General features: G+C 59.2%; 24 protein-coding genes and 1 pseudogene. 5 read left to right on the top strand and 20 right to left on the bottom strand.

All coding sequences use genetic code 11. The annotated features are described in order from the left end of the window. The 5 genes from HBO24_RS03345 to HBO24_RS03325 form a co-directional block, all read right to left on the bottom strand. Positions 1–1,511 (bottom strand): Ig-like domain-containing protein (locus HBO24_RS03345; protein WP_262381499.1); only part of this gene is annotated, 1,511 nt, incomplete at its 3' end. Between the two features lie 182 nt (positions 1,512–1,693). Then, positions 1,694–2,221 carry a GNAT family N-acetyltransferase gene (locus HBO24_RS03340; protein ID WP_170059303.1) on the bottom strand — a complete coding sequence of 176 codons (528 nt, stop codon included), beginning with the start codon at positions 2,219–2,221 and terminating at the stop codon, positions 1,694–1,696. Further along, entirely contained in the window at positions 2,221–2,772 is a 552-nt protein-coding gene (locus HBO24_RS03335) for a tail fiber protein (RefSeq protein ID WP_170059302.1), read from the bottom strand. The genes HBO24_RS03340 and HBO24_RS03335 overlap by 1 nt, the downstream gene beginning before the upstream one ends. Before the next feature lie 27 nt (positions 2,773–2,799). Further along, a complete protein-coding gene (locus tag HBO24_RS03330; protein WP_170059301.1) occupies positions 2,800–3,372 on the bottom strand; it encodes a tail fiber protein in 573 nt (190 codons plus the stop codon). Between the two features lie 37 nt (positions 3,373–3,409). After that, positions 3,410–3,964 carry a tail fiber protein gene (locus HBO24_RS03325; RefSeq protein ID WP_170059300.1) on the bottom strand — a complete coding sequence of 185 codons (555 nt, stop codon included), beginning with the start codon at positions 3,962–3,964 and terminating at the stop codon, positions 3,410–3,412. Positions 3,965–4,361: 397 nt separating this feature from the next. On the opposite strand from HBO24_RS03325, the pseudogene HBO24_RS03320 reads away from it, so the two are divergent. Further along, positions 4,362–4,746, top strand: a pseudogene (locus HBO24_RS03320) (lysis system i-spanin subunit Rz); the annotation flags it as partial. A gap of 132 nt (positions 4,747–4,878) precedes the next feature. On the opposite strand, the gene HBO24_RS03315 reads toward HBO24_RS03320, so the two are convergent. The 3 genes from HBO24_RS03315 to HBO24_RS03305 form a co-directional block, all read right to left on the bottom strand. Next, positions 4,879–5,292: an aegerolysin family protein gene (locus HBO24_RS03315; protein ID WP_170059299.1), complete on the bottom strand. Its 414-nt coding sequence runs from the start codon at positions 5,290–5,292 to the stop codon at positions 4,879–4,881. Between the two features lie 739 nt (positions 5,293–6,031). Further along, positions 6,032–6,241: a hypothetical protein gene (locus tag HBO24_RS03310; RefSeq protein WP_170059298.1), complete on the bottom strand. Its 210-nt coding sequence runs from the start codon at positions 6,239–6,241 to the stop codon at positions 6,032–6,034. Positions 6,242–6,494: 253 nt separating this feature from the next. Beyond that, on the bottom strand, positions 6,495–6,821 hold the full coding sequence (locus HBO24_RS03305; RefSeq protein WP_170059297.1) for a hypothetical protein: 327 nt from the start codon (positions 6,819–6,821) through the stop codon (positions 6,495–6,497). A gap of 351 nt (positions 6,822–7,172) precedes the next feature. On the opposite strand from HBO24_RS03305, the gene HBO24_RS03300 reads away from it, so the two are divergent. After that, entirely contained in the window at positions 7,173–8,426 is a 1,254-nt protein-coding gene (locus HBO24_RS03300; protein WP_057441029.1) for a ferredoxin reductase family protein, read from the top strand. Between the two features lie 142 nt (positions 8,427–8,568). Here HBO24_RS03300 and HBO24_RS03295 read toward each other — a convergent pair whose 3' ends face one another. From HBO24_RS03295 to HBO24_RS03280, 4 genes are all read right to left on the bottom strand, one after another. Continuing rightward, on the bottom strand, positions 8,569–9,132 hold the full coding sequence (locus HBO24_RS03295; RefSeq protein ID WP_057441027.1) for a histidine phosphatase family protein: 564 nt from the start codon (positions 9,130–9,132) through the stop codon (positions 8,569–8,571). 255 nt (positions 9,133–9,387) lie between these two features. Further along, positions 9,388–9,570, bottom strand: a complete 183-nt coding sequence (locus tag HBO24_RS03290) for a hypothetical protein (protein ID WP_057441024.1) — start codon at positions 9,568–9,570, stop codon at positions 9,388–9,390. A gap of 60 nt (positions 9,571–9,630) precedes the next feature. Then, positions 9,631–10,470: an endonuclease gene (locus HBO24_RS03285; RefSeq protein ID WP_057441022.1), complete on the bottom strand. Its 840-nt coding sequence runs from the start codon at positions 10,468–10,470 to the stop codon at positions 9,631–9,633. A 68-nt stretch (positions 10,471–10,538) separates the two neighbouring features. Further along, positions 10,539–11,006, bottom strand: a complete 468-nt coding sequence (locus HBO24_RS03280; protein ID WP_057441019.1) for a helix-turn-helix domain-containing protein — start codon at positions 11,004–11,006, stop codon at positions 10,539–10,541. A 71-nt stretch (positions 11,007–11,077) separates the two neighbouring features. On the opposite strand from HBO24_RS03280, the gene HBO24_RS03275 reads away from it, so the two are divergent. Further along, entirely contained in the window at positions 11,078–11,599 is a 522-nt protein-coding gene (locus HBO24_RS03275; protein WP_057441017.1) for a DUF2938 domain-containing protein, read from the top strand. On the opposite strand, the gene HBO24_RS29370 is transcribed toward HBO24_RS03275, so the two are convergent. The 3 genes from HBO24_RS29370 to HBO24_RS03265 are packed head-to-tail and all read right to left on the bottom strand — an operon-like array spanning position 11,552 to position 13,032. Beyond that, positions 11,552–11,800 carry a DUF6434 domain-containing protein gene (locus HBO24_RS29370; protein ID WP_057441015.1) on the bottom strand — a complete coding sequence of 83 codons (249 nt, stop codon included), beginning with the start codon at positions 11,798–11,800 and terminating at the stop codon, positions 11,552–11,554. The genes HBO24_RS03275 and HBO24_RS29370 overlap by 48 nt on opposite strands. Before the next feature lie 54 nt (positions 11,801–11,854). Then, positions 11,855–12,376, bottom strand: a complete 522-nt coding sequence (locus HBO24_RS03270) for a GNAT family N-acetyltransferase (RefSeq protein ID WP_057441013.1) — start codon at positions 12,374–12,376, stop codon at positions 11,855–11,857. Positions 12,377–12,426: 50 nt separating this feature from the next. Further along, on the bottom strand, positions 12,427–13,032 hold the full coding sequence (locus HBO24_RS03265; protein ID WP_057441011.1) for a hypothetical protein: 606 nt from the start codon (positions 13,030–13,032) through the stop codon (positions 12,427–12,429). A 146-nt stretch (positions 13,033–13,178) separates the two neighbouring features. On the opposite strand from HBO24_RS03265, the gene HBO24_RS03260 reads away from it, so the two are divergent. Both HBO24_RS03260 and HBO24_RS03255 read left to right on the top strand, forming a co-directional pair. After that, on the top strand, positions 13,179–13,382 hold the full coding sequence (locus HBO24_RS03260; RefSeq protein WP_057441010.1) for a hypothetical protein: 204 nt from the start codon (positions 13,179–13,181) through the stop codon (positions 13,380–13,382). Positions 13,383–13,596: 214 nt separating this feature from the next. Continuing rightward, the gene (locus HBO24_RS03255; RefSeq protein WP_057959910.1) at positions 13,597–13,929 is read left to right on the top strand and encodes a DUF2790 domain-containing protein; all 333 of its coding nucleotides are present in this window, start codon (positions 13,597–13,599) and stop codon (positions 13,927–13,929) included. Positions 13,930–14,248: 319 nt separating this feature from the next. On the opposite strand, the gene proP is transcribed toward HBO24_RS03255, so the two are convergent. The 5 genes from proP to HBO24_RS03230 all read right to left on the bottom strand — a co-directional run bounded on the left by proP (position 14,249) and on the right by HBO24_RS03230 (position 20,701). Continuing rightward, positions 14,249–15,751 (bottom strand): glycine betaine/L-proline transporter ProP, encoded by a 1,503-nt coding sequence (gene proP, locus HBO24_RS03250; protein WP_169960912.1) that lies wholly within the window; start codon positions 15,749–15,751, stop codon positions 14,249–14,251. Between the two features lie 130 nt (positions 15,752–15,881). After that, a complete protein-coding gene (locus HBO24_RS03245) occupies positions 15,882–17,153 on the bottom strand; it encodes an FAD-dependent oxidoreductase (RefSeq protein WP_170059296.1) in 1,272 nt (423 codons plus the stop codon). A 2-nt stretch (positions 17,154–17,155) separates the two neighbouring features. Then, positions 17,156–18,727 (bottom strand): aldehyde dehydrogenase (NADP(+)), encoded by a 1,572-nt coding sequence (locus HBO24_RS03240; RefSeq protein WP_170059295.1) that lies wholly within the window; start codon positions 18,725–18,727, stop codon positions 17,156–17,158. Positions 18,728–18,782: 55 nt separating this feature from the next. Further along, on the bottom strand, positions 18,783–19,730 hold the full coding sequence (locus HBO24_RS03235; protein ID WP_057441006.1) for a dihydrodipicolinate synthase family protein: 948 nt from the start codon (positions 19,728–19,730) through the stop codon (positions 18,783–18,785). Between the two features lie 44 nt (positions 19,731–19,774). Beyond that, positions 19,775–20,701, bottom strand: a complete 927-nt coding sequence (locus tag HBO24_RS03230) for a 4-hydroxyproline epimerase (protein ID WP_057441004.1) — start codon at positions 20,699–20,701, stop codon at positions 19,775–19,777. Positions 20,702–20,708 lie beyond the last annotated feature (7 nt).

Here is a 20,708-nt window from a genome sequence, read left to right as displayed (position 1 = left end):
GTACTCACCGTGCCGCTAGATAGCGTGGTCGGGCCGACGGTAATCGTTGGCGGGCTGACGGTAATGGTCACTGTGGCCGGGCTGGAGGTACCGCTGGCGTTGGTGGCAGTGTAGGTGAAGCTGTCCGAACCGGAGTAACCGGCGGTTGGGGTGTAAGTGATGCTGGTGCCGCTGGCGGTGGCGGTGCCATGGCTGGCCGCGCTGGCGACGGCGACGCTGGTGGCGGCGCCGCCGCTGAGGTTGAGGGTGATCGGGTTGGCACTGCTGTTGGCGGCGACCGTGGCACTGAGGGCGCCGGCAATCGGCGAGGCGGCGCTGATGGTCATGGAGTACGCACGTGCTCCGGTCGCGCTGTTGGCGTCGGTCGCGGTAACGGTGAAGTTGAAGGTGCCAGTGGCTGAGGGTGTGCCGCTGAGGGTGCCGCTTGCACTCAGGCTCAAGCCTGTGGGTACGCTGCCGCTGGTGATGGCATAAGTGTAGGGCGCAGTCCCGCCGCTGGCCGTGATGGTCTGGCTGTAGGCCGTACTCACCGTGCCGCTAGATAGCGTGGTCGGGCCGACGGTAATCGTTGGCGGGCTGACGGTAATGGTCACTGTGGCCGGGCTGGAGGTACCGCTGGCGTTGGTGGCAGTGTAGGTGAAGCTGTCCGAACCGGAGTAACCGGCGGTTGGGGTGTAAGTGATGCTGGTGCCGCTGGCGGTGGCGGTGCCATGGCTGGCCGCGCTGGCGACGGCGACGCTGGTGGCGGCGCCGCCGCTGAGGCTGAGGGTGAGCGGGTTGGCGCTGCTGTTGGCGGCTACCGTAGCGCTGACCGGGCCGACGGTGGGCGCGGGCACGGTGTAGGTATAGCTATTGGTCCGGGTCGCGCTGCCGCCTGCGGTGGTGACCGTCACATTCACTGCGCCTGCGGCGTGGGCCGGGGTGGTGGCGGTGATGGTGGTGGCGTTGTTGACGGTGAAACCAGTGGCTGCTGTTCCGCCAAATGTCACCGCCGTGGCGCCGGTAAAGTTGGTGCCGGTAAGGGTGACGGAGGTGGCGCCTGCGGTGCTGCCGCTGCTTGGGGCTACCGAGGTCAGGGTCGGGGGCGCGGAACTGGTGACTACCAGTGTATAGGTGGCGACCCCGGCCTGGTTGAGGCCGTCATTCAGAGAAATGCTGAAGGTATAGGTGCCAGCAGTGGTCGGTGCGCCATGCAGGATGGTCGATGAACTGTTGGGCGAGGCGTCGAGGATCAGCCCCGGAGGTAGGCAGGGGGTAACGCCATCGTAGTCCGGGTCGTCGACGTCGCACTCTGCCCACTGGTCCAGCGGCATTGCGCCCCCGGAGGAGGTGATGGTGATACTCATGGACTGACCCACGGCTACCGACGGCAGGGTGGAGCCCGATGCCGGGCTGGTAATGGTCGGGGCGGCCTGGGCCTGGAGGGCCAGGGGCAAAGTCAGGAGCAGCAGGAAGACTGATGCCAGTCGGCGTGCCAACCGGGCACTGCGGGTGGTGAGCATTGTTATCATGTTTAGGCTTCCTGCCGTACGACCCGTGTGAGGTTCGTGTCCAGCTCAAGTGTCATTAATTGTCAGACAGGCACAGATATAGCCGGCCAGCAGCACGGCCGCTAGCCGGGAAAAATCATGTTGCTTTCACTGCCGGTAAAACAGCGTGTTCGAGTATTCGTATCGCTGGCGATCCTGGTCGGCTACTCCTGGTGTGCCCGTGCAGGGCGGCGCATCTGGGTGTGGATGCTGGTTTCTCCGCAGGGCTCGAAGCCGAGTCGCTCATACAGCCTGCGGGCCCGACTGCCTTGCTCGACACTCAGGCTGCAGACTTGGCGCTGGGCATCGGCCTGGCTCAAAAGCGACTGCAACAGCTCGCTGCCTATGCCCTGGCCGTGCCATGCCGGCAGCAAGGCGATATCGACGACGCGCAACTCGCGTGCGCTTCGGTCCACGCACAGGCGGCCAATGGGCGCACCAGCATATTCGACGATCTGAAAATCCGCGCTGGGGTAGTGCTTTTCATAGTGCTGGCGCTGCAATTGCGCTTGGGAGTGCAGGAACGCCCGGCGTTGCGCGTCGCTCCAGCCCGGCACCGCGCTGACTTCGGCCCAGCGACGGGTCACGAAAAGATCCTGGAGAAAGTCCAGATCAGCGGTGGTCTGCGCACGCAGAACGAGGTCGCTGGGATAGAGCCGCAGCGACTGGGGTGGGGTGCTGGAGACGCTCATCACGGCCTCACGGGGTATTCGCCGTTGAGGCAGATGCAGTAGGCCAATGTCAGGAACGGCTGCAAGGTGCTGCGCGTCGTACTGCTGCCAGGCGTCATTTGCCCGGCCGAACCGATGGTGCCGGCCGCCAGGGTCGGATCGCCTGAGGCGGGTGCAACGTTGTTGTAGACGCGCACGTTGCGCGGTTGCGACAGATAGGCAGACCCATCGGGCGTATCCACGGCGGCCGCGCTATCGGTGCCGCTCTTGGCGTTTACAGCATGGGTGTGGCTGGGGATGTTGGCCGGTAGCAGCATCACCTGGTCGGCACCTACCGCGGTGCCAATCGGCCGTGGCAGCAGCCCCGTGCCATTGCCGGCGCCCATCGCCGCGCGGCCATTGAGGTTGGGCAGCTTGAAGTTCTGCCCTACGCTGCCGCCGTAGGCATAGCCGATGACCGAAAACAGCGCGGGGTATTGCTGGATCGTTAGAACCGAACCGTCGCAGTAAGCCCAGTCTTGCGGTGCGAAGTTAAAAGGCAGCAGGCGGATTTCACCGGTGAAAGCATCCATGAGCGGTCGTTCCTTGAAAAAAGAGGCTTACGGCCGAGTCGGGTAGATGCCCGCCAGGCATATGATGTAGTTGATCGCCAGCGAGCCCATCATGTTGCTGTGGGGCGTGCTCGCTGCCACGCCGCCAGCCGGGTCGAGAAAGCTTGGATCGAGCTGGACCGAGGGCGCGGTGTTGGTGCCTGCGCTATACAGACCCTTGATCACCCCGGCACCGGGAAATTGGCCGAAGGTCTGGCTGGACGGTGCCGCAGGTGCTGGGGGCGCCGGGGTCGTGGAGGTGGCGAGGGTGCTGCTGACCACAAATGCATGGGTGTGGGCGGGTGTATTTGCTGATGTCAGGGACACCGTTTCGACGCCTGTGGCCTGGCCCAGCACTCTTGGGGTGAGGCCGGGGCCGATGCCTTGCCCGATCGGTAGGCGACCGCGGTAGTCCGGGAGGCCGAAGTCGATCACGCCGTTGCCGCCATACACGGTGCCCAAAACTGAAAACAGGGCTTGATAGGCGTTGACGGACACGAGTGAACCATCGCAAAGCGCCCAATCTTCTGGCGCATAGTTGCCGGCAAACATGCGGATTTCTCCGAGGTAAGCTTCAGACATTTCAGTTTCCTTACTTGAGGGTCTGTAAACAGTGCGGCTACGGGCGCGGCGGATAGATGCCGTTCGTGGCGATACAGAAGCACCCGACAATCGAGGGCTGCACATTCGCCACCGGGGTCCCTGTGGTGGGTGCAACGGTGGCGCTGTTCAAGGTGGTCAAGGACGACCCGACGGCAGTGATGTAGGTCGGTTTCGACAGGGCACCGGTGGAGGTCGAGCTGACAGCCGGAATGCCGCTGGCGGGGGTCGTCAAGGTGCCGGCAGTGCCGGAAACGTGTGTGCCATGGGTGTGAGTGGCCAGGCTGCTGGCGCCAAGGGCGACTTTTTCGGTGCCGCCGGAACTGCCCAAGGTATGCATGGCAATTACCGGATTCGGGGCGATGGATGGCACCAGATTCTGACCCAGGGCCGCACGGCCACGCAGGTCCGGCAAACCGAAGGTAGTCTTGCCATCGCCGCCATAGCGATTGCCGAGCAAGGAGGCCAAGGCGACATTGCTGTTGAAGGGCAGAGTCTGACCCTCGCAGGCCAGCCAACCGGAAGGCGCCCAGCCCCAAGGGAACAAGCGAATTTCACCGAGAAAGGGGTCCATTATTTTCCTCCTTGAAAATATTATTGGCGCCAGAAAACTGTTCTTATTCGCGGCAGTAAAGGCGCTTGTCGTACAGTAAACAGATTTTAATTTACTTCGCAAACATTATTTATTGGCGAAGTCGAACTTCCGCGACAAAGTATTGACGCGCTCGCCACTACGCAGTAACCGTAAGTGTCTGTTGTCAATCGCGGGGGGGGTTAAGATGCGGTCGTTTTGAAAACTTCAGTTGTTCAGGGTGTGGAGGTGGTATCGGTTAAATCGATGTAAAAGGGCAGCCAGCGGCGCGTAAGCGCCTTCGCGTCATCCAGGTTTGCAGGTTGTGCGTTTTGGGCGGCGGGCTGTAGATACCCGTGCGATCAATCAGGGTGTATTGAGAACGGCCATGGCCGGCCTGCACCAGGGCGAACTGGACGCCGTCAGCGCGGCGGCCGCCAAGCTGGTGAGCGAAGAGCAGGGGAGGCGCCTGGCCCTGGAGAGGGCGCTGGCCACCTCCGATCAACAATACACCCGAGAACTTTCCGATGCTCAACGCAACCAGGCTCTGCTGTGTTACTGCTGATGTGCGGCTGTCAGTCCTTCTCGACGCCACGGATCCAGCCAGTGGCTGCGGTGTGCCTGCCACCTCCGGCGCCGTCGGCGTGGTTCATGTAGCCCGTAGAGCCCAACTTGACTCAGCGCATGCTCAAAGAATTATCGGAATAACGGGTGATGGAGATCAAGGGTTGATCGCTTTGGCGGCGTGCCAGGCCTATGTAAAAGAAGTGTCAGCGACAAAGTAAAAAAAAGCGGCCAACCTAGGTGCGTCAACATCCATGCTGGCCACCAAACGACAATCTATCTCTGGAAACCCAGCAAAGTTGATCTCTGCATTTGTTAGAGGGCTATAATCCATTGATAACTGTTCACAATCATTACTCTTCTATTTCATACCCGAATTTCATTACTACTGATAAAGTTGTGCCGCCGTCGGCTGTAGGTGTTTGTGGTTGCCAAACAATATTCCCATCTGGGTTGTCTTGCTGATTATCATCGCTTGTGCTGGGGACGCACGTATTTTCCTCTCCTGATGCCCAAGGTACATTCCACGCGACTTTTACCCATCTGTCATTTTGGCCATAGATGGAATAACTAATAGAACCTTCCGTGCCAGAGGATGTGTTATCCCTGCCTTGAGCGACTAAGACTTGAATTGTTGTTTTTGGCGGGACTTGAGCTACAGGACCCGATTCTACTCTTCCCCAGTCAAAGTTTATGTCTTTATATACAAGGGTTTTGGTTTTGGAATCATTAATAATGGTTAGGTAAAATTTTTCAGCTGCGCCCATGATAAAAATCTCCAATTGCATTAGAGTGAATTGCTGTTGTTTTCTATTGAGTGCTGCAAGAAATTCTAATGTCTACGAAGTCATTATAGGTTCCTCCTCCCTGGAGATACTGTTTAATGTTGGTGCTGCAATCCATTTGCTCTCATGACAGTATCTATCATTTTTCTCAGGTAAAATAAAAACTATCGTGCTGCCTGAAGAGTTGCATTTTGTAGACGTATGCTTCTGGTTTTGATGGCGGTATTTTAAATGTATGAGCGTAAGTCAGATTTTATTTGTAAGCTTGTTAAATGTGTTTCAGGTGGTTTATAGCCAATAAAGATATTCCTGAAGCCGCAGAAGGCGTCTGCTTGCTTAGAGGTTGTTGTGTGAGTAGGAGGTCAAAATGGCAGCCAAGGATAATGGTACTTTAATTGAGGCGAATTTTATTGCGGAAGACATATTCTTGCTCCTTTTAATAGGCGTTTGGCTTATGGTGGAGAATCTACAGCGGGGTGACTAGTCAGTTCCGTCGCATGTTTAAACCATCCAAACTTTGCCAGTATTACTCCATTTACACTGCGTCTTGGGTCGTTCAATAATCTCGCTGAACTATAGAACCGAATACTTAACTGTCAAAGCTGGCGGGTCGAAGCTGGGAAGAGATAGACGAACGGTAGGATTGTCCTGTCTGGGGGATGATGAGCCAGAGGTACACCACAAGCTGGACCAGCCCTGGTCAGTCGCCTGCAGGTAGCGATCACTCCGGCGCCATGAGCACTGCGAGGGGCAGTTTGATGAACTCTTCGTTCTCGTCGATGGTAGGTAGAGCACCGCGAACGTTATCGGCTATATCAACTGATCCTCGCTGCTCTACCCAGTTTGTCAGCTCCATGATCGAGGCTTCGAGGGCGAGCTGGTTTTCGTAGAGTTTTGAGAGCAGGGAAGGGAGTAGGTCTGAGTTGGGCATCGGCGTTCCTCTGGTGGAGTGAGCAGCCTAGCAGTTGGCGATTGGGGCCCCATCCCAAGGTCATGAGTGTCCGCTCTCGACCCTTAGCTGCCCTTTGGAGAGGGCAGATAGGGGCTAAATACGAACTCTAACTTTAAAGCTGACTGCGAACCAGCCAAACCACAGCAGACGTGTTTTCTCTGGGTGTAGAGTCAAGGTTAACTGAAGGGGTCGAGCTTCCAAGGCATGGTGAAAGCTCAAACCCGGCACACTGTCATCTGTGTACCGCACGGCGATCATCTTTAGCCACATTCGGTAGAAAGCAATCGGGAGCATTGGCCAGATATTTTCTGGTGGCTATTTCCATGCAATCGAAGAACTGTTGCGCACTGCGTGTGAGTACTTCGCCCTTGCGGGTGATCAGCACCCCCGAAACGCTAGGCATGCTTTCCTGAATCGGCAGCGCGATGATGCCCTGCGTCTTCAGCGTACTGAGTACAAGGGGCTTGGCGATCATTGCCAGCAAGTCTGCTCGTGAAAGCAGCCCCAGGCCCACGGTAAACGACTGGCACCATAGGGGGGTGCTCCTTGATTCGATCACTATCGCCTCCTTGGTTGGTGTTCGCACGGAGCAGCAGTTGCTCTCCATCGATACAGTTTCCACTCGCTCGACCAGTGCGCCAAGCTCGTTCAGGCAGCCTAGCTACGATAAGGCGGATCCAGAGATTGTTGCCGGTGGAGCCCTACACTGGACGACCCACAGAAACCCCGCTCCCGAAGAACTCTGTGGCGAGCGAATTCGTGCACGGCTGGGTTCATTCGCATGTTCTCTCTAGATATGACCTGGGTCATCTCCCTATTTCAGTAGCCTGCTAACGTATCAGGCCGCTGACGGCTTCAGGGAGGATGAGGTTCAGCCTACGACACCATATTCATAACGGGAGCGTTCACGGTGAAGAGCTGGCACTGCATACTCGGTATCTTAGTGATTACGACACTAACGCTGCTGATTGAAATACCTGTTGATACCTGGCTCACTTCGGCAACTCTCAGCCTGATACTTGGAGCTTGCGCACTGGTTTATATGGCGGTTTCCTGCCTGTTGGCCAGTCGCTGGAGGGTAGTTGAGAATCTATTCGGCGGCTTGGACCGGGTCTATGAGTCACACAAGTGGCTAGGTATCTGGGCGCTTGTATTCGCCACGTATCACTTTGTATTCAAGGCAAATCTGGATGTCTGGAACAGCGTCCCTATTCTGGAATTGCCAAAATACTGGACGCGGCTAGTGCGCCAGTTGAGCTATGTAGCACTAGGTCTGATCGTACTTCTTGCGTTGAATCGCAATATTCCTTACAGCCTGTGGCGGTGGTGGCACAAGCTCTCCGGGCCATTGTTTCTGGTCGTGATTTTACATTGGTTAAGCTTCAAGTCGCCGATCACCTTGTTCAGCCCTTCAGGTCTCTGGTTGGCGCTGTCCTGCGGGTTGGGTGTGCTGGCAGCCCTTTACAAACTGGTTCTTTACCCCTTTTTTGCCCGTGCTGGCGAGTACAGGGTGAAAACCGTCAATAGGGGCAACAGGGCGCTGCATTTGACGCTGGAGCCCATCCATAAAGGATTTGACTTCAGTGCCGGGCAGTTTGCGTTTCTGGCCATGCAGCAAAAAGGGTTGCGTGAGCCTCACCCTTTCACGATCGCTAGCGCCAACGGTCCGAATGGGCAAATTGAGTTCATTATCAGAGGGCTTGGGGATTACACCAAAAAGCTCTGCGAGTGCGCGAAAGCCGGAATGCTTGCCACTGTCTACGCCCCTTATGGGAGATTTAAACGGGCCTCTCACGCCGAGCGGGAAATCTGGATCGGCGCGGGTGTGGGAATTTCGCCTTTTATTTCCTGGTTGCAAGATCCGAATGCCAAAGACTTCGAAAAGGCAACGCTGGTCTATTGTTTCACCCCCTCGCGCGCCTTCCCGCCGTCCGAAGAGTTGGAAAGTATGGCCACCATGCGTGGTGCGCAATTTGTTCGTAATACGGGGGGGACTGAGCAGTTGGCTGAAACCTTGAGTGACGCGGTGGCTCAAACCAAACCGGACCAAATTCATGTCAGTTTTTGCGGCCCCAAAGGACTACTAAGCAAGGTGTATGAACTAATGGATCTCCATCGAATTCCGAAAGCTAATCTTCACTTCGAACTTTTCGACTTCCGTTGATTCGATAGACTGCCTACTGCAGGTCATGCCAGCTGGTCATCCAGCTCCTGGGGGAGCAGCTAGGCTGCAATCCCTGGAGCCTGTTAGATGATCCGTAAAAACCAGCCTCTACGAAGCGCGCGTGTTGTTATCTCGACGCGCCTTACTGCTGATTCATCTGATAGACCACTGTGCTCCAGTAGCGGTTTCCGTTACGAATCTGGCGAGTCCAGCCGTTAGCCTCGAGCTGCTTGCCGATCATTCGATTCATAAATCCATGACCGAGCAACAGGACTGGCCCTGCGCTGGAAAGGTCTTGAAGTTGTCGCGCTGCCTTGCCGGCCCGTAGCCTGGCCTGGCGGGCTGATTCGACCGTTCCCGAGAAACCGCACAACCAGGAAATACGCAGGATAAACGCCCACGTAAACCCAGAGAGCTTCGGCAGTCTCCAGCGGCCATGGGGCAGTTGTGCCTCACAGAACACCGGGTCTACCACTGTAGGCTGAAGACACAACGCCCGTACGGAGGAAAGCGCTCGAGGGGCACTACTCGATACGATTACTCGAGCGGTTGCCGCCAGTTGCATGCTCGCCTGCGGGGCGGGCTGGCGGGTGATTTCAGATAAGTTGTAGTGTTCGATCCAGTGTTTCATTTCGAATAACGAAACCTTGCCGAGCATGGTCAGGTTCGGCTGGCCATGGCGCATCAGGATGATCTCCCTGTTCATTGTGGTCACGTCCTTGTCTTGCCGCACATTGAGCCGAAAGGGTATCAGCTAGCCAGCAGGTATGTGGAGCCACAATCATTAAATCAGGCCATCGGATAAGGGCAATCAGCTATTAGCCCTTCTGTGCGAGTTCCTCCGCCAGGGGATCAATGCTGACTTTTTCTTTGTTTTTATTGTGAGAGAGGTTTTTTGTGCCTGACCGCTTCTCTGATGCTTTATTGGTTTAATTAAATAAATCCGTCCCCCTAACATGGCTCACATGCCCAGAGTAGGAATGGTCACCTGGCCACACTCTATGAGTTGGCCAGCGGTCACTTGCAGCCCGTCATTGGGTTTTGCGGCGTACCCGGCAAGAAAGCCGGCGGCCACCAAGGCGATACAGAGCAGGGATCTTCTGAGAATCATCGGGAATTCGCTGAGTTGTTGGTATGAAAACATGCAGCACTGATTCCCGATTATGAAAAAGGTTCCTGGCGCACGGGCTCTGCAAGGCGCCACCTACGACAGCACCACCACACGGGCGCTCTCGAACAGCACCGGACGGACAAGAATTTTGTAGCTGTCAGCATCGAAGGACTGCGGCGGGAGGGTCGGCGCCAATCGGGCTTCGGCCTCCGAGGCATAAGTCCCGATGTACCGCCAGTTGTCCACGACGTGGTATTGCTCCATCTGGCCATGGCGTTCGTGCAGCGCAATGGCCGCGGGGTATGGCCAGCGGTGGACGGCCCAGTGCGCCAATGCCTGCAGCAAACGTTCGGTATGGGCTGCATGGGTTTCGTCGCCCCGGCATGCCCCGGCGCATTTACGGATCTGCGCGCGGAAACAGCCCTTTGTGTTGGCTGGCTCTATACCCAACAAGCTATGACAGAGGCGATGCTCGTCGGCGAGCAGCATCAACGCTTCGATTGCCATGCGCCGGCTGCGGAACAGTCCGTACAACTGTGGCCCCTCAGCTAGCGCGGTGGTGTCGATGATCTCGAGTTTGTCTTGGTGCATGCGCAGCGAACACAGGCGTCGCTGCCTGCGCAGGCGCTTGTTCTTCAGGGGCTGCAGCTCTTTGATCAGGCGCGACTCCAGCAACAGTGCACCGATTTCCCCAGCGGTCTGCTGGTACTCGATCCGCTGTGCCTGACGCAGCATGCGGGCTTCTTCGGGAGTGCGCAGGTGTGCCAGCAGACGGCTGCGGATATCGACACTTTTACCGATATACAGCGGCATCGAATCGCCTTGCGCGTAGAAAAAATACACGCCGGGTGCACGCGGTGCGGCTTCGGCCTGGGCGCGAAGGTGGGCAGGGTATTCGAAGGGCAGGGCTGGGGGCGTCGGTCGTAAAGGCATGCCAAATATAGTGCGGCATCAACTGGCGAAACGGGGTGCCGCTGGTCGGGCACCTTGGTGGACACGCCTCAGGGGGTTCGACCCCCTTTGATCTTGGCGGTCTTGAGGTGTGATTGAGACCTGTTGCTGGGATTTCTCCTCACGCTGCCCGTCTTCACAGCGCTCAGGATTTTTTGAAAGTTCGCGCACTCGATATGCCGCGCCGCAGGGCAGGCCGCAGCACGCCGCAGTCCATCACGTATGGCGCTGAGCTGCTGGATCGTACGGTCCAGCTCATCAGCCTTTTCGGCCAGCCGCTGGTGGTCAATGGCCGGTTGGCCATCCGCGTCCAGCATGGTGGCGATATCGTCCAGGGAAAACGCCGCAGACTGGCCGAGGGTGATCAATGACAGACGTTCAAGTACATCCGCAGCAAATACCCGGCTCAGGCCACGGCGACCTATGGAGCGGATAAGGCCTTTTTCCTCGTAGTACCGCAGGGTCGAAGACGGTAGGCCGCAGCGGCGTGCCACTTCACCGATATCCATTTCTTTCATGCTTGACCTCAAGTCGACTTGAACTTGCAGACTGCCGGGATCAAAACCGGCCAAAGGCAAGAGGAAATAACATGGAAACCGCTGAGATGGTACTGCGTATGGTGCTGGTTGGGCTGGGGGCCACGTTGATCATGGACCTGTCAGCGTTGATTCAAGCACGGGTATTTGGCAGCGCATCGCTGGACTACAGGCTTGTCGGCCGTTGGCTGGGCCACATGCCCAAAGGACAGTTTCGCCACGCCTCGATTGTGGCTGCGCACCCTACCTGGCATGAAAGCCTGATTGGCTGGGGGTTCCATTACGTCACCGGCAGCGTTTTCGCGATGGTGCTTCTGGCATTCCAAGGGCAGGCCTGGCTCTGCAGCCCCTCGCTGATGCCCGCGTTGCTGACGGGCTTGACCAGCGTGCTTGCACCGTTCTGCATCATGCAGCCCGCCTTTGGTTTCGGCTTCGCCGCCGCCAAGACGCCGACACCGAACCGAGCCAGGCGCCGAAGCCTGCTTGCCCACCTCACGTTTGGCGCCGGGTTGTTTGTCGCGGGCTGGTTACTGATCCAACTCTTTCCCGCGTCGGTGTGCCTGAGGCAAGGATGACCGAGTCCGATTCCACTGATCCGCCACGTCCCCCATGGTCAAGGGCTCGCCACTCTTGATCCAGGCCATGAACGCCCGATCGAACTTGAATGACTCCCCGCACTCGCCGATCAGGAACTGGCGCACCTTCTGCGTATTCCTGTAGTGCTTGTCCAGTGGGGTGGTGCGGGTGATGGGGCCGGAGTGCCAGTCGAAGGTCATTGCCATTCCTTGGGTGATGTAACGCGTTGCGGGTATGAGAAGCGTGACCCTTGTCTACCGGGAAAGATCGCAGCGCATTACAACCATCCCGATGTCGGCCTTGTCGGTACTGAACGGAATTTCGCCGAGTGCCTCAAATCCGCAGTTTTCATAAAAGCGCTGTGCGCTGGTATTGGACTTCAGCACATCCAACCAGATAGAGCCTTCCTTACGGTCTTTTGCGTACTGGTGGATAAGCTGCAAGAGTTGCTTTCCGTAGCCTTTGCCCGCCTGTGACTTGAGGAAGTAAATTTTCTGCAGCTCACTGCCAGCCTGACCAGGCAGAGGCATAGGTTTGGACCAGTTGACCTTTGAAAAGCCTACGGCGTGGTTGGTTTCGTCAAATGCGATGAGCCAGCAGTGATGGGCAGGCGACTCGATGGATTTCTGCATTTCGTGGGTCGAGAAGTCTTCGTTCAGGAAGTTCTGCATGCCCGCAGCGGTCCAGATTTCAGAGAAATGCTCTCGGTATGTCTTCATGCCGAGTTCCTGAAGGAGGGGGATGTCTTCTATGGTTGCTTCCCGAATGCTGATCACTGCTCTGCTCCTTGCCTGCATTGTCGGACGCAGGTCCTGAATTTTTTCACTCAACAGTTAAATACCGGTGCATAGCGCTCTTCCCGTTTCTTGAAGTGAATCGGCGCCATCGGCACTTTTTCACCGTTCACAAATATAGCCGGGAAGGTGAGGGTGAAGTCATCCATATCGCCCTTGCCCAGGGCCGTGCCCTTGCGGCTGCTGCTGGATTGCTTCTTTGGGTCAAAGCCGGTTTTCAGTTGTTCGATACTGACTTGATAGGTCTCGCCTGTCGCCAGCGTAACAGTGACCAACGGCGAATCGGCGCTGACCCACAGCGGCGGGTCAGTTTGTTTGTAAGCCGCCCGGCGTTGATCCGGGGTGTCCAGGTTGCGCAGGCGTGGGGGGATGTAAAGCCGGCCAAACAGGCGCAGTTCGGTGTCGGTTGAACGCAGGTTGCCTGGCCAGCTGGATGTTCCGGGCGGTGCTACATAGACCAATACGTGCACCCAATCGAGTTCTTCCGAGAGCGGGGCGTAGCTCATTGCGGCTTTCGGGCCGGGGCAGGTACGTTCGAGTAACGCATGGGTGCCCACTGCCGATTGCGGATGCAGATACGGCCCGCTGCTGCATCCTGCGAGCAGCGCCAAGAGGGGGTAGAGGATGTATTGCTTCATTGGGGGCCAACTCCATTTGCTGTACGGGCGACTATGGCATTTCTGCGGTTGATTCTCATCAGCTCTGTGCAGCATTATTCTGGTGTTTTTCAGGATCGTCGGGCGCAAGTGAGCGGATACCGTCACCATTATCCAGGGATAAACCAATGAAGTACCTGAGCACCTTGAATGCCGCAATGGAACGCTTTCTGAGCCGGTTTACCCCCACGCAATTCCTGTGCGCCGCCATTGCGTTGACCGCGCTCAACTTCTTATTGGACTACACCGTTGCTTCGTACACCTCTATCTACCTGTCCATGCTCAGTGGTTGGCTGTTTGCCATGAGCTTTCTGAGGTTCCGGGCCCAGTGATGGCGCTGTTTGAGCCTTACCTGAACGGTGATGAGCCTGGAGTCACCCTCGGGGTAGCACAACTGGCCGCGTCGGCGCTTAGTCGGTGATGCTTGTTGCCGTTGCAGGCACTGTTTGGTTGCGGATAACAGAAAGGTAATCATCAAGCTACCTTGCTGACAGGGTCGGTTCGTTAATCTCAAGCCTGGAATGAGTGACTTGAGAGGTAAACCCGATGAACCTGTTGAAACTGAGTATTGCTGCATTGGCGTTGTCATTGTCTACGGTCGTGCTCGCCACGGGAGGCAGTGATCGTGCATTTGAGGCGTTGATGAGCGATAACCAGAAAGCCATGGAGGCTTACGCGTTAAAACATGGCAAGGACCGGCCAGTGGTCCAGGACTATCGCTACGGGATGAAACTGGACATCGCCAAGGTGGTCAGCGTGACCCCGCCGATCCGCTCCTGTGACATCGTACCGTCGCGGATGACCTACGAAGATTCGAGCGGCAAGCTCAACACCATCGAATATAAAGTCATGGGGCTGTGCCGTAACAATGGCCGCTGAAAGGACGCCGCGGCGAGCCCTACCCCGCAGGGGAGTAACGCACCGTCTGCTCAAGAAAATGGCCCCACGCGCCGGGTTTTTCTCATAGGGCAGTCCAGTTCAGCAAGCCAGCTTGTATGGTTAGACTTGTAGGGGTGGTGGGACCACAATTCTCTGCCCCAATGAGGTCCCCTGTGGGAGCGGGCTTGCCCGCGATGACGGTGTACCAGTCACTATAGTGGGTGGCTGACCCGCCGACATCGCAGGCAAGCCAGCTCCCACATTGGATTTGTGGTGGGACCACAGTTCTCTGTCCCTATGAGATCCCCCGTGGGATCAGTCAGTCAATCCGCGGATGCTGTTGCGCCAGGTTCTTGCGCTTGGCCTCCAGCTCGGCGATCTGCTCGTCGAGGTCTTCGATTTTCTGTTCGATATTGTCGTGGTGTTCCTGCAACAGCTCCCGAGCTTCTTCAATATCCGACGCCGCCGGCGCCGCGCCGCGCAGGGGTTTGTTGGCGGTTTCCTTCATGGTCAGGCCGGTGACCAGGCCCACCACGGCAATGACCATCAGGTAGTAGGCGGGCATATACAGGTCGTTGGTGCTTTCCACCAGCCAGGCCACGGCAGTCGGTGTCAGGCCGGCGATCAGCACCGAGATGTTGAATGCACTGGCCAGGGCGCTATAGCGGATATGGGTGGGGAACATCGCCGGCAGGGTAGACGCCATCACGCCGATAAAGAAGTTCAGCACCACTGCCAGTATCAGCAAGCCTGCAAAGATCAGCCCCAGCTTGCCGCTGTTGATCAGCATAAAGGCCGGAATCGCCAGGGCCAGCAGGCCGATGCTGCCAGCGATGATAAAGGGCCGGCGTCCAACCTTGTCGCTGATAAAGCCGATCAAGGGCTGCACGAACAGCATGCCCACCATGATCGCGATGATGATCAGCACGCCATGGTTTTCGCTGTAGTGCAGGTTGTGTGTCAGGTAGCTGGGCATGTAGGTGAGCAGCATGTAGTAGGTGACGTTGGTCACCGCCACCACGCCGACACAAGTCATCAGGCTGCGCCAGTGTTGGGTGGCGATTTCCTTGAACGACACGCGCGGGCCGCGTGCCAGGCCTTCGCGGTCACCTTGTTCGAGCTTCTCGACGTGCTGCTGGAAGGCCGGGGTTTCCTCCAGGGCGTGGCGCAGGTACAGGCCGATCATGCCCAAGGGCAGGGCGAGGAAAAACGGCAGGCGCCAGCCCCATTCCAGGAACTGTTCTTCACCCAGTACCGACGAGATCCCGACTACCACGCCGGCGCCGAGTACAAAACCGGCAATGGAGCCGAAGTCCAGCCAGCTGCCGAGAAAGCCGCGCTTGCGGTCGGGTGCGTATTCGGCGACGAAGATCGAGGCACCGGTATATTCCCCGCCCACCGAGAAACCCTGGGCCATTTTGGCCAACAGCAACAGGATCGGCGCCCAGATGCCTATCGAGGCATAGGACGGGATCAGGCCGATGGCAAAGGTACTGAGGGACATGATCACGATGGTGGCCGCGAGGACTTTTTGCCGCCCGTATTTATCCCCCAACGCACCGAAGAACAGCCCCCCCAGGGGGCGGATCAGGAACGGCACGGAAAAGGTCGCCAGCGCCGCGATCATCTGTACGCCAGGGTCGGCGCCGGGAAAGAACACCTTGCCCAGTACGAAGGCGACAAAGCCATACACGCCGAAGTCGAACCACTCCATGGCATTGCCCAGCGCCGCGGCGGTGATCGCCTTGCGCATCTTGGCGTCGTCGACAATGGTGATGTCTTTCAACCCGATAGGGCTGACACTTTTCTTGCGCGATTTCATACAGGTCACTCTATTGCTGATCGGTGTCGATGCCATTGTTTTAATGGCATGGTCTATTGGGTCAGATACATGAGGACACTAAATAATTCATCGCTTTATGTTTTTTTCCTATTGCTCCTGCAAGGGGCTATCAGAACCGATCCAACCGATAGGCCGCCAATACGGGTAAACCCTGGGGCTGAGGCACATAAATCGGCGATACCCACTGCGCGATCAGCTCGGCAGTGACGGCCGCTTGCGTCAACCCCAAATGTTGATGCCCGAAAGCAAGCAACACTCTGCCGTCGCACACCCGGTCGATGATCGGCAGCGAGTCCGGCAACGACGGCCGAAAGCCCATCCACGGCGTGGCGTCCTCAGCGCTCAGTTCGTCACGCAACAGGCCGCGGCTGAGCCGGTGCAACTGCCAGGCGCGCTGCATGTTTGGCGGGCGGTCGAGGCCGGCGAATTCCACGGTGCCGGCCAGCCGTAGCCCATCGCTCATGGGCGTCATGATGAACTTGCGTTCCAGTGAGGTGACGGCGAAGGGCAGGCGATCTTGTTCATGGGGCAGCATCAGGTGATAACCGCGCTCGGTGTCCAGGGGCACCTTTTTGCCGGTCAGCGCCTGGGTGAGCCTGGCCGAGTGTGCGCCGCAGGCGATCACCACCTGGCGTGCGGCCAATCGGCCCTGGTCGGTGATCAGTGCAACGCCCTGGGCCTGAAGCTGGCCGTCCCGGACCTGGCGCTTGAGAAAGGTCACGCCGCTGGCCTTGGCGGCCTCGACCAGTTCGCACACCACGCGATACGGATCGAGGAAATGCCCGGTGCGGGGAAAGAACAAGCCCCCCTGGATCCGCTCGCTTAATTGCGGTGCGGCCTGCTGCACGGCGTCGGCCGACCAGCAGTCCACCGGCACGTTCTGCTGGGTCATGCGCGCTTGCAAACCCTCAATCGCTTGCCGCGATTCGGCACGCTCGAACACCAGCAGCGAGCCGTCCTCGCGCATCAACTGGGGCCTGTCGATGTTCGCCAACAAGCGCTGCCAGGCGCCCAGGCTGCTTTCGTTGAGGGCACGGATACCTGCGACCGTGCGCTGGTAGGCGGCCGGGCGCAGGTTTAACAATAGCCGAGCAAACCAGGGCAGGGCGCGGGGCAGGTATTTCCAGTCCAGGCGCAGCGGCCCCATGGGGTCCATGAGCATCGCGGGCAGGCGCATCAGGATCGACAGGTCGGCGATGGGGAACACCTGTTCGGTGGCCAAATGCCCGGCATTGCCGAACGAGGCGCCCATCCCCGGTTCCTGCTGGTCGATGACCACCACGCGCCGGCCCTGGCGTGCCAGTTGCAGTGCGCAGGCGACGCCGATGATGCCGGCGCCGACCACCGCGATGTCGATCTCGGGTTGACGATTGTCGAGCATGATCAGGCTTCTCTCTGGCCGTCGAGCAAGCGTCGCAGCCGCAGCGGGTTGCCTTGTTTCAGTGCGTCGGGCAGCAGGCTGTCGGGGAAGTCCTGGTAGCACACCGGCCTTAGGAAACGCAGGATCGCGGCGGTGCCAACCGAGGTCGAGCGCGAGTCCGAGGTCGCGGGGAAGGGCCCGCCATGCACCATGGCATCACACACCTCGACCCCGGTCGGCCAGCCGTTGACCAGCAGCCGGCCAGCCTTGCGCTCAAGGGCCGGCAGCAATGCCCGTGCCTGTTCAAAATCGCCCTCATCCAGGTGCAGGGTGGCGGTCAACTGGCCTTCGAGGTGCTCAGTCACTTGGCGCATTTGCGCGTTGTCCGCGCACTGCACCAGGAGCGAGGCGGCGCCGAAGACTTCGGCCTGCAAATGCGGGTTGGCAAGGAAGTCTTGCGCGTGGGTAGTAAACAGCTGCGCCTGGCATTGGTTCGGCCCTTGCGCCGGCAACCCGCTGGCCAGGCAGTGGGCATGCTCAGCCAGTGCGCTGACGCCCGCCTCATAGGCCTGGAAGATGCCCGGTGTGAGCATGGTCTGCGCCGGGCTGCGTTGCAGCAAGTCGCTGGCGAGGCTGACAAACTGCTGCAGTTCCGGACCTTGAACCGCAATCACCAGGCCGGGGTTGGTGCAGAACTGCCCGGCGCCCTGGGTCAATGAGGCAACAAACCCTTGTGCCAGCGTTTCGCCGCGCGCCTTGAGGGCGCCCGGAAACAGGTACACCGGGTTGATGGCGCTCATTTCCGCGTACACCGGAATGGGCTCCGGCCGTGCCTGGGCCGCCTGGCACAAGGCGATACCGCCACTTTGCGAACCGGTGAATCCCACTGCCTTGATCCTTGGGTCGCTGACCAGGGCAATCCCCACTTCGCGTCCGGAACCGTACAGCAGGGAAAACACGCCCTCGGGCAGGCCACACTGTTTCACGGCACGGGCCAGCGCGCGGCCCACCAATTCGCTGGTGCCGGGGTGGGCGCCGTGGGCCTTGACGATCACCGGGCAACCGGCGGCGAGGGCTGAAGCGGTATCACCGCCGGCCACCGAGAACGCCAGCGGGAAGTTACTGGCGCCGAATACAGCCACCGGGCCCAGCGGCACCTGGCGTTGGCGCAGGTCGGCACGGGGCAGGGGCTGGCGGCCTGGTTGGGCGCCATCGACCCGCACATTCAGCCATTCGCCAGCGCGTACGGTGCGGGCGAAGGTACGCAGTTGCTGGCAGGTGCGGCCCCGTTCGCCCTGAATCCGCGCGTGGGGCAAGCCGGTTTCGGCCACGGCACGCTCGATCAGTTCATCGCCGAGGGCTTCGATTTCGCTGGCGATGGTTTCGAGGAATTCAGCACGCGCCGCCAGGGATGTCTCGCGGTAGCTGTCGAAGGCTGACCACGCCAACGCGCACGCCTGGGCCACCTGCTCGGTGGAGCCGCCGGGATAGGCCGGCTCCAGCGCAGCATCGGTGGCTGGGTTGATCGCACGGATGGCTGTGCGGGTGCCGGGAATGGAGTGCTGACCGATCAGCATATTGCCTGTCAGAGTCATGGCCTGTTCCTGAAAAAAGAAGGGACGCCGCTGTGTAGCAGCGGCGTACGAGCAGTCAGTCGACGTTCTGTTCTGCCGACCAGTTGGCGTACCACTGGCGGAACAGCGCGTACTGGTGCTCGGCATACCGGCGCTGGGCATCGCTGAGCACATCGCTGTCGTTGAAGTGCAGGCTGTATTCCAGGTCGCCATTGAGCACCATCAGGTGCTTGTAATAGAGCACCAGGTCGCAGCCTTCATCGAAGGACGACAGCACCGCCAGCGCCGCTTCCAGCTCACGGGCCTGGCGCCGGGCCTTGGCATCGCCCTTGGCGGCCTTCTTACTCAGGGCCACCAGTTGCAGGACTTCCCGTGGCAGGGCGTTGCCGATGCCAGTGATCGCGCCAGTGGCGTTGCAGTTGACGAAACCGTGCACCACCTGGGTATCGACACCGACCATCAGGGTCACGTCATCGTCTTTGGAAGTGATGTGTTCGGCCGCATAGCGCAGGTCGGCGCCGCCGCCGAACTCCTTGAAGCCGATCAGGTTCGGGTACTCGCGGCGCAGTTCAAAGAACAGGTCGGCGCGTGTGGCGAAGCCGTAGTAGGGGCTGTTGTAGATCACCGACGGCAGGTTCGGTGCGGCGCTGAGGATCGCCGCGAAGTGGGCCTTTTGCGCAGTGGCCGAAGCGCCACGGGACAGCACCCGTGGGATGACCATCAAACCGTGGGCGCCGACCTTGGCGGCGTGGGCGGCATGGGATATTGCTTCACGGCTGTTGACCGCCCCGGTGCCGACAATGGTCGGGATGCCCGCAGCCACCAGGCGCGCCACGCCTTCCTGGCGCTGGGCTTCGGTGAGCAACGGCCAGTCGCCCATGGAGCCGCAATACACCACGGCGCTCATGCCGATGTCGATCAGTTCGCGGCCCTTGGCGACCAGGGCGTCGAAGTCCGGCTGACGCTCGGCGGTGCACGGGGTCATCAGGGCAGGGATGCAGCCGGTGAAAATGTTATCGCTCATGGTTCTATCTCCTTGGAAGGGTCTGTTGTAACGCTGCCGGGTGCTCAAATGCCCCAGGCGAAGGGGTCCTGTTCGTCGATCAGCAAGGTGCTGTCGGCGGTCATATAGGCGCGGCCGGTGATGAAGGGGCGGATGCGTTCGCCCTCCCATTCAAAACGGCCTTCGAATTGGCTGGCGGTGATGCTGGCTTGTACCCAGGGCTCACCGGCCTGAAGCTTTCCATCGGCGGCCAGGCACGCCAGCTTGGCGCTGGTACCCGTGCCGCAGGGCGAGCGGTCGTAGGCCTTGCCGGGGCACATGACGAAGTTGCGGCTGTCGGCCTGCTCGTCATCGGCGAACAGTTCGATATGGTCGATCAACGCGCCGTCTGCGCCATGGATGCCTTGGGCTTCGAGGGCCTTGAGCATGGCCCAGGTGAAGTCGGTAAGGACCTCGACATTGGCCATGTGCACATCCTGGCCGTGCTCGGACACCAGGAAAAACCAGTTGCCGCCCCAGGCAATATCGCCGTAGATCCGGCCATGCCCCGGTACATCCACGGGCACCTGCTGGCGATAGCGATAGGCGGGCACGTTGCGCAGGGTGACCGCGCCGTCCTCATGCAGGGTGGCGCTGACTTGGCCCACCGGCGTGTCGATGCTGTGCACCCCTGGCGCGATGCGGCCCAAGTAGTGCAACGAGGCAATCAGGCCGATGGTGCCGTGGCCACACATGCCGAGGTAGCCGGCGTTGTTGAAAAAAATCACCCCGCAGGTGGCCCCCGGCGAAACCGGCTCGCAGTACAGCGCGCCGACCAGTACATCGTTGCCACGGGGCTCCAGCAGGCACGCGCGGCGCCATGGGTCGTGCTCGGTGCGCAGGCTCTCGAGCTGCTCGGCGATGGTCTGGCCGGCCAGTTGCGGGAAGCCATTGATGATCAGGCGCGTCGGTTCGCCGCCGGTGTGGGAGTCAATCACATGCAGTCGTTTCATCCAGCTA

The sequence above is a fragment of the Pseudomonas sp. WS 5410 genome, assembly GCF_012985645.1.
Classification (GTDB): domain Bacteria; phylum Pseudomonadota; class Gammaproteobacteria; order Pseudomonadales; family Pseudomonadaceae; genus Aquipseudomonas; species Aquipseudomonas shahriarae.
Note: the sequence above shows the minus strand (reverse complement) of the source record. Positions and strands in the feature narration are given on the sequence as shown.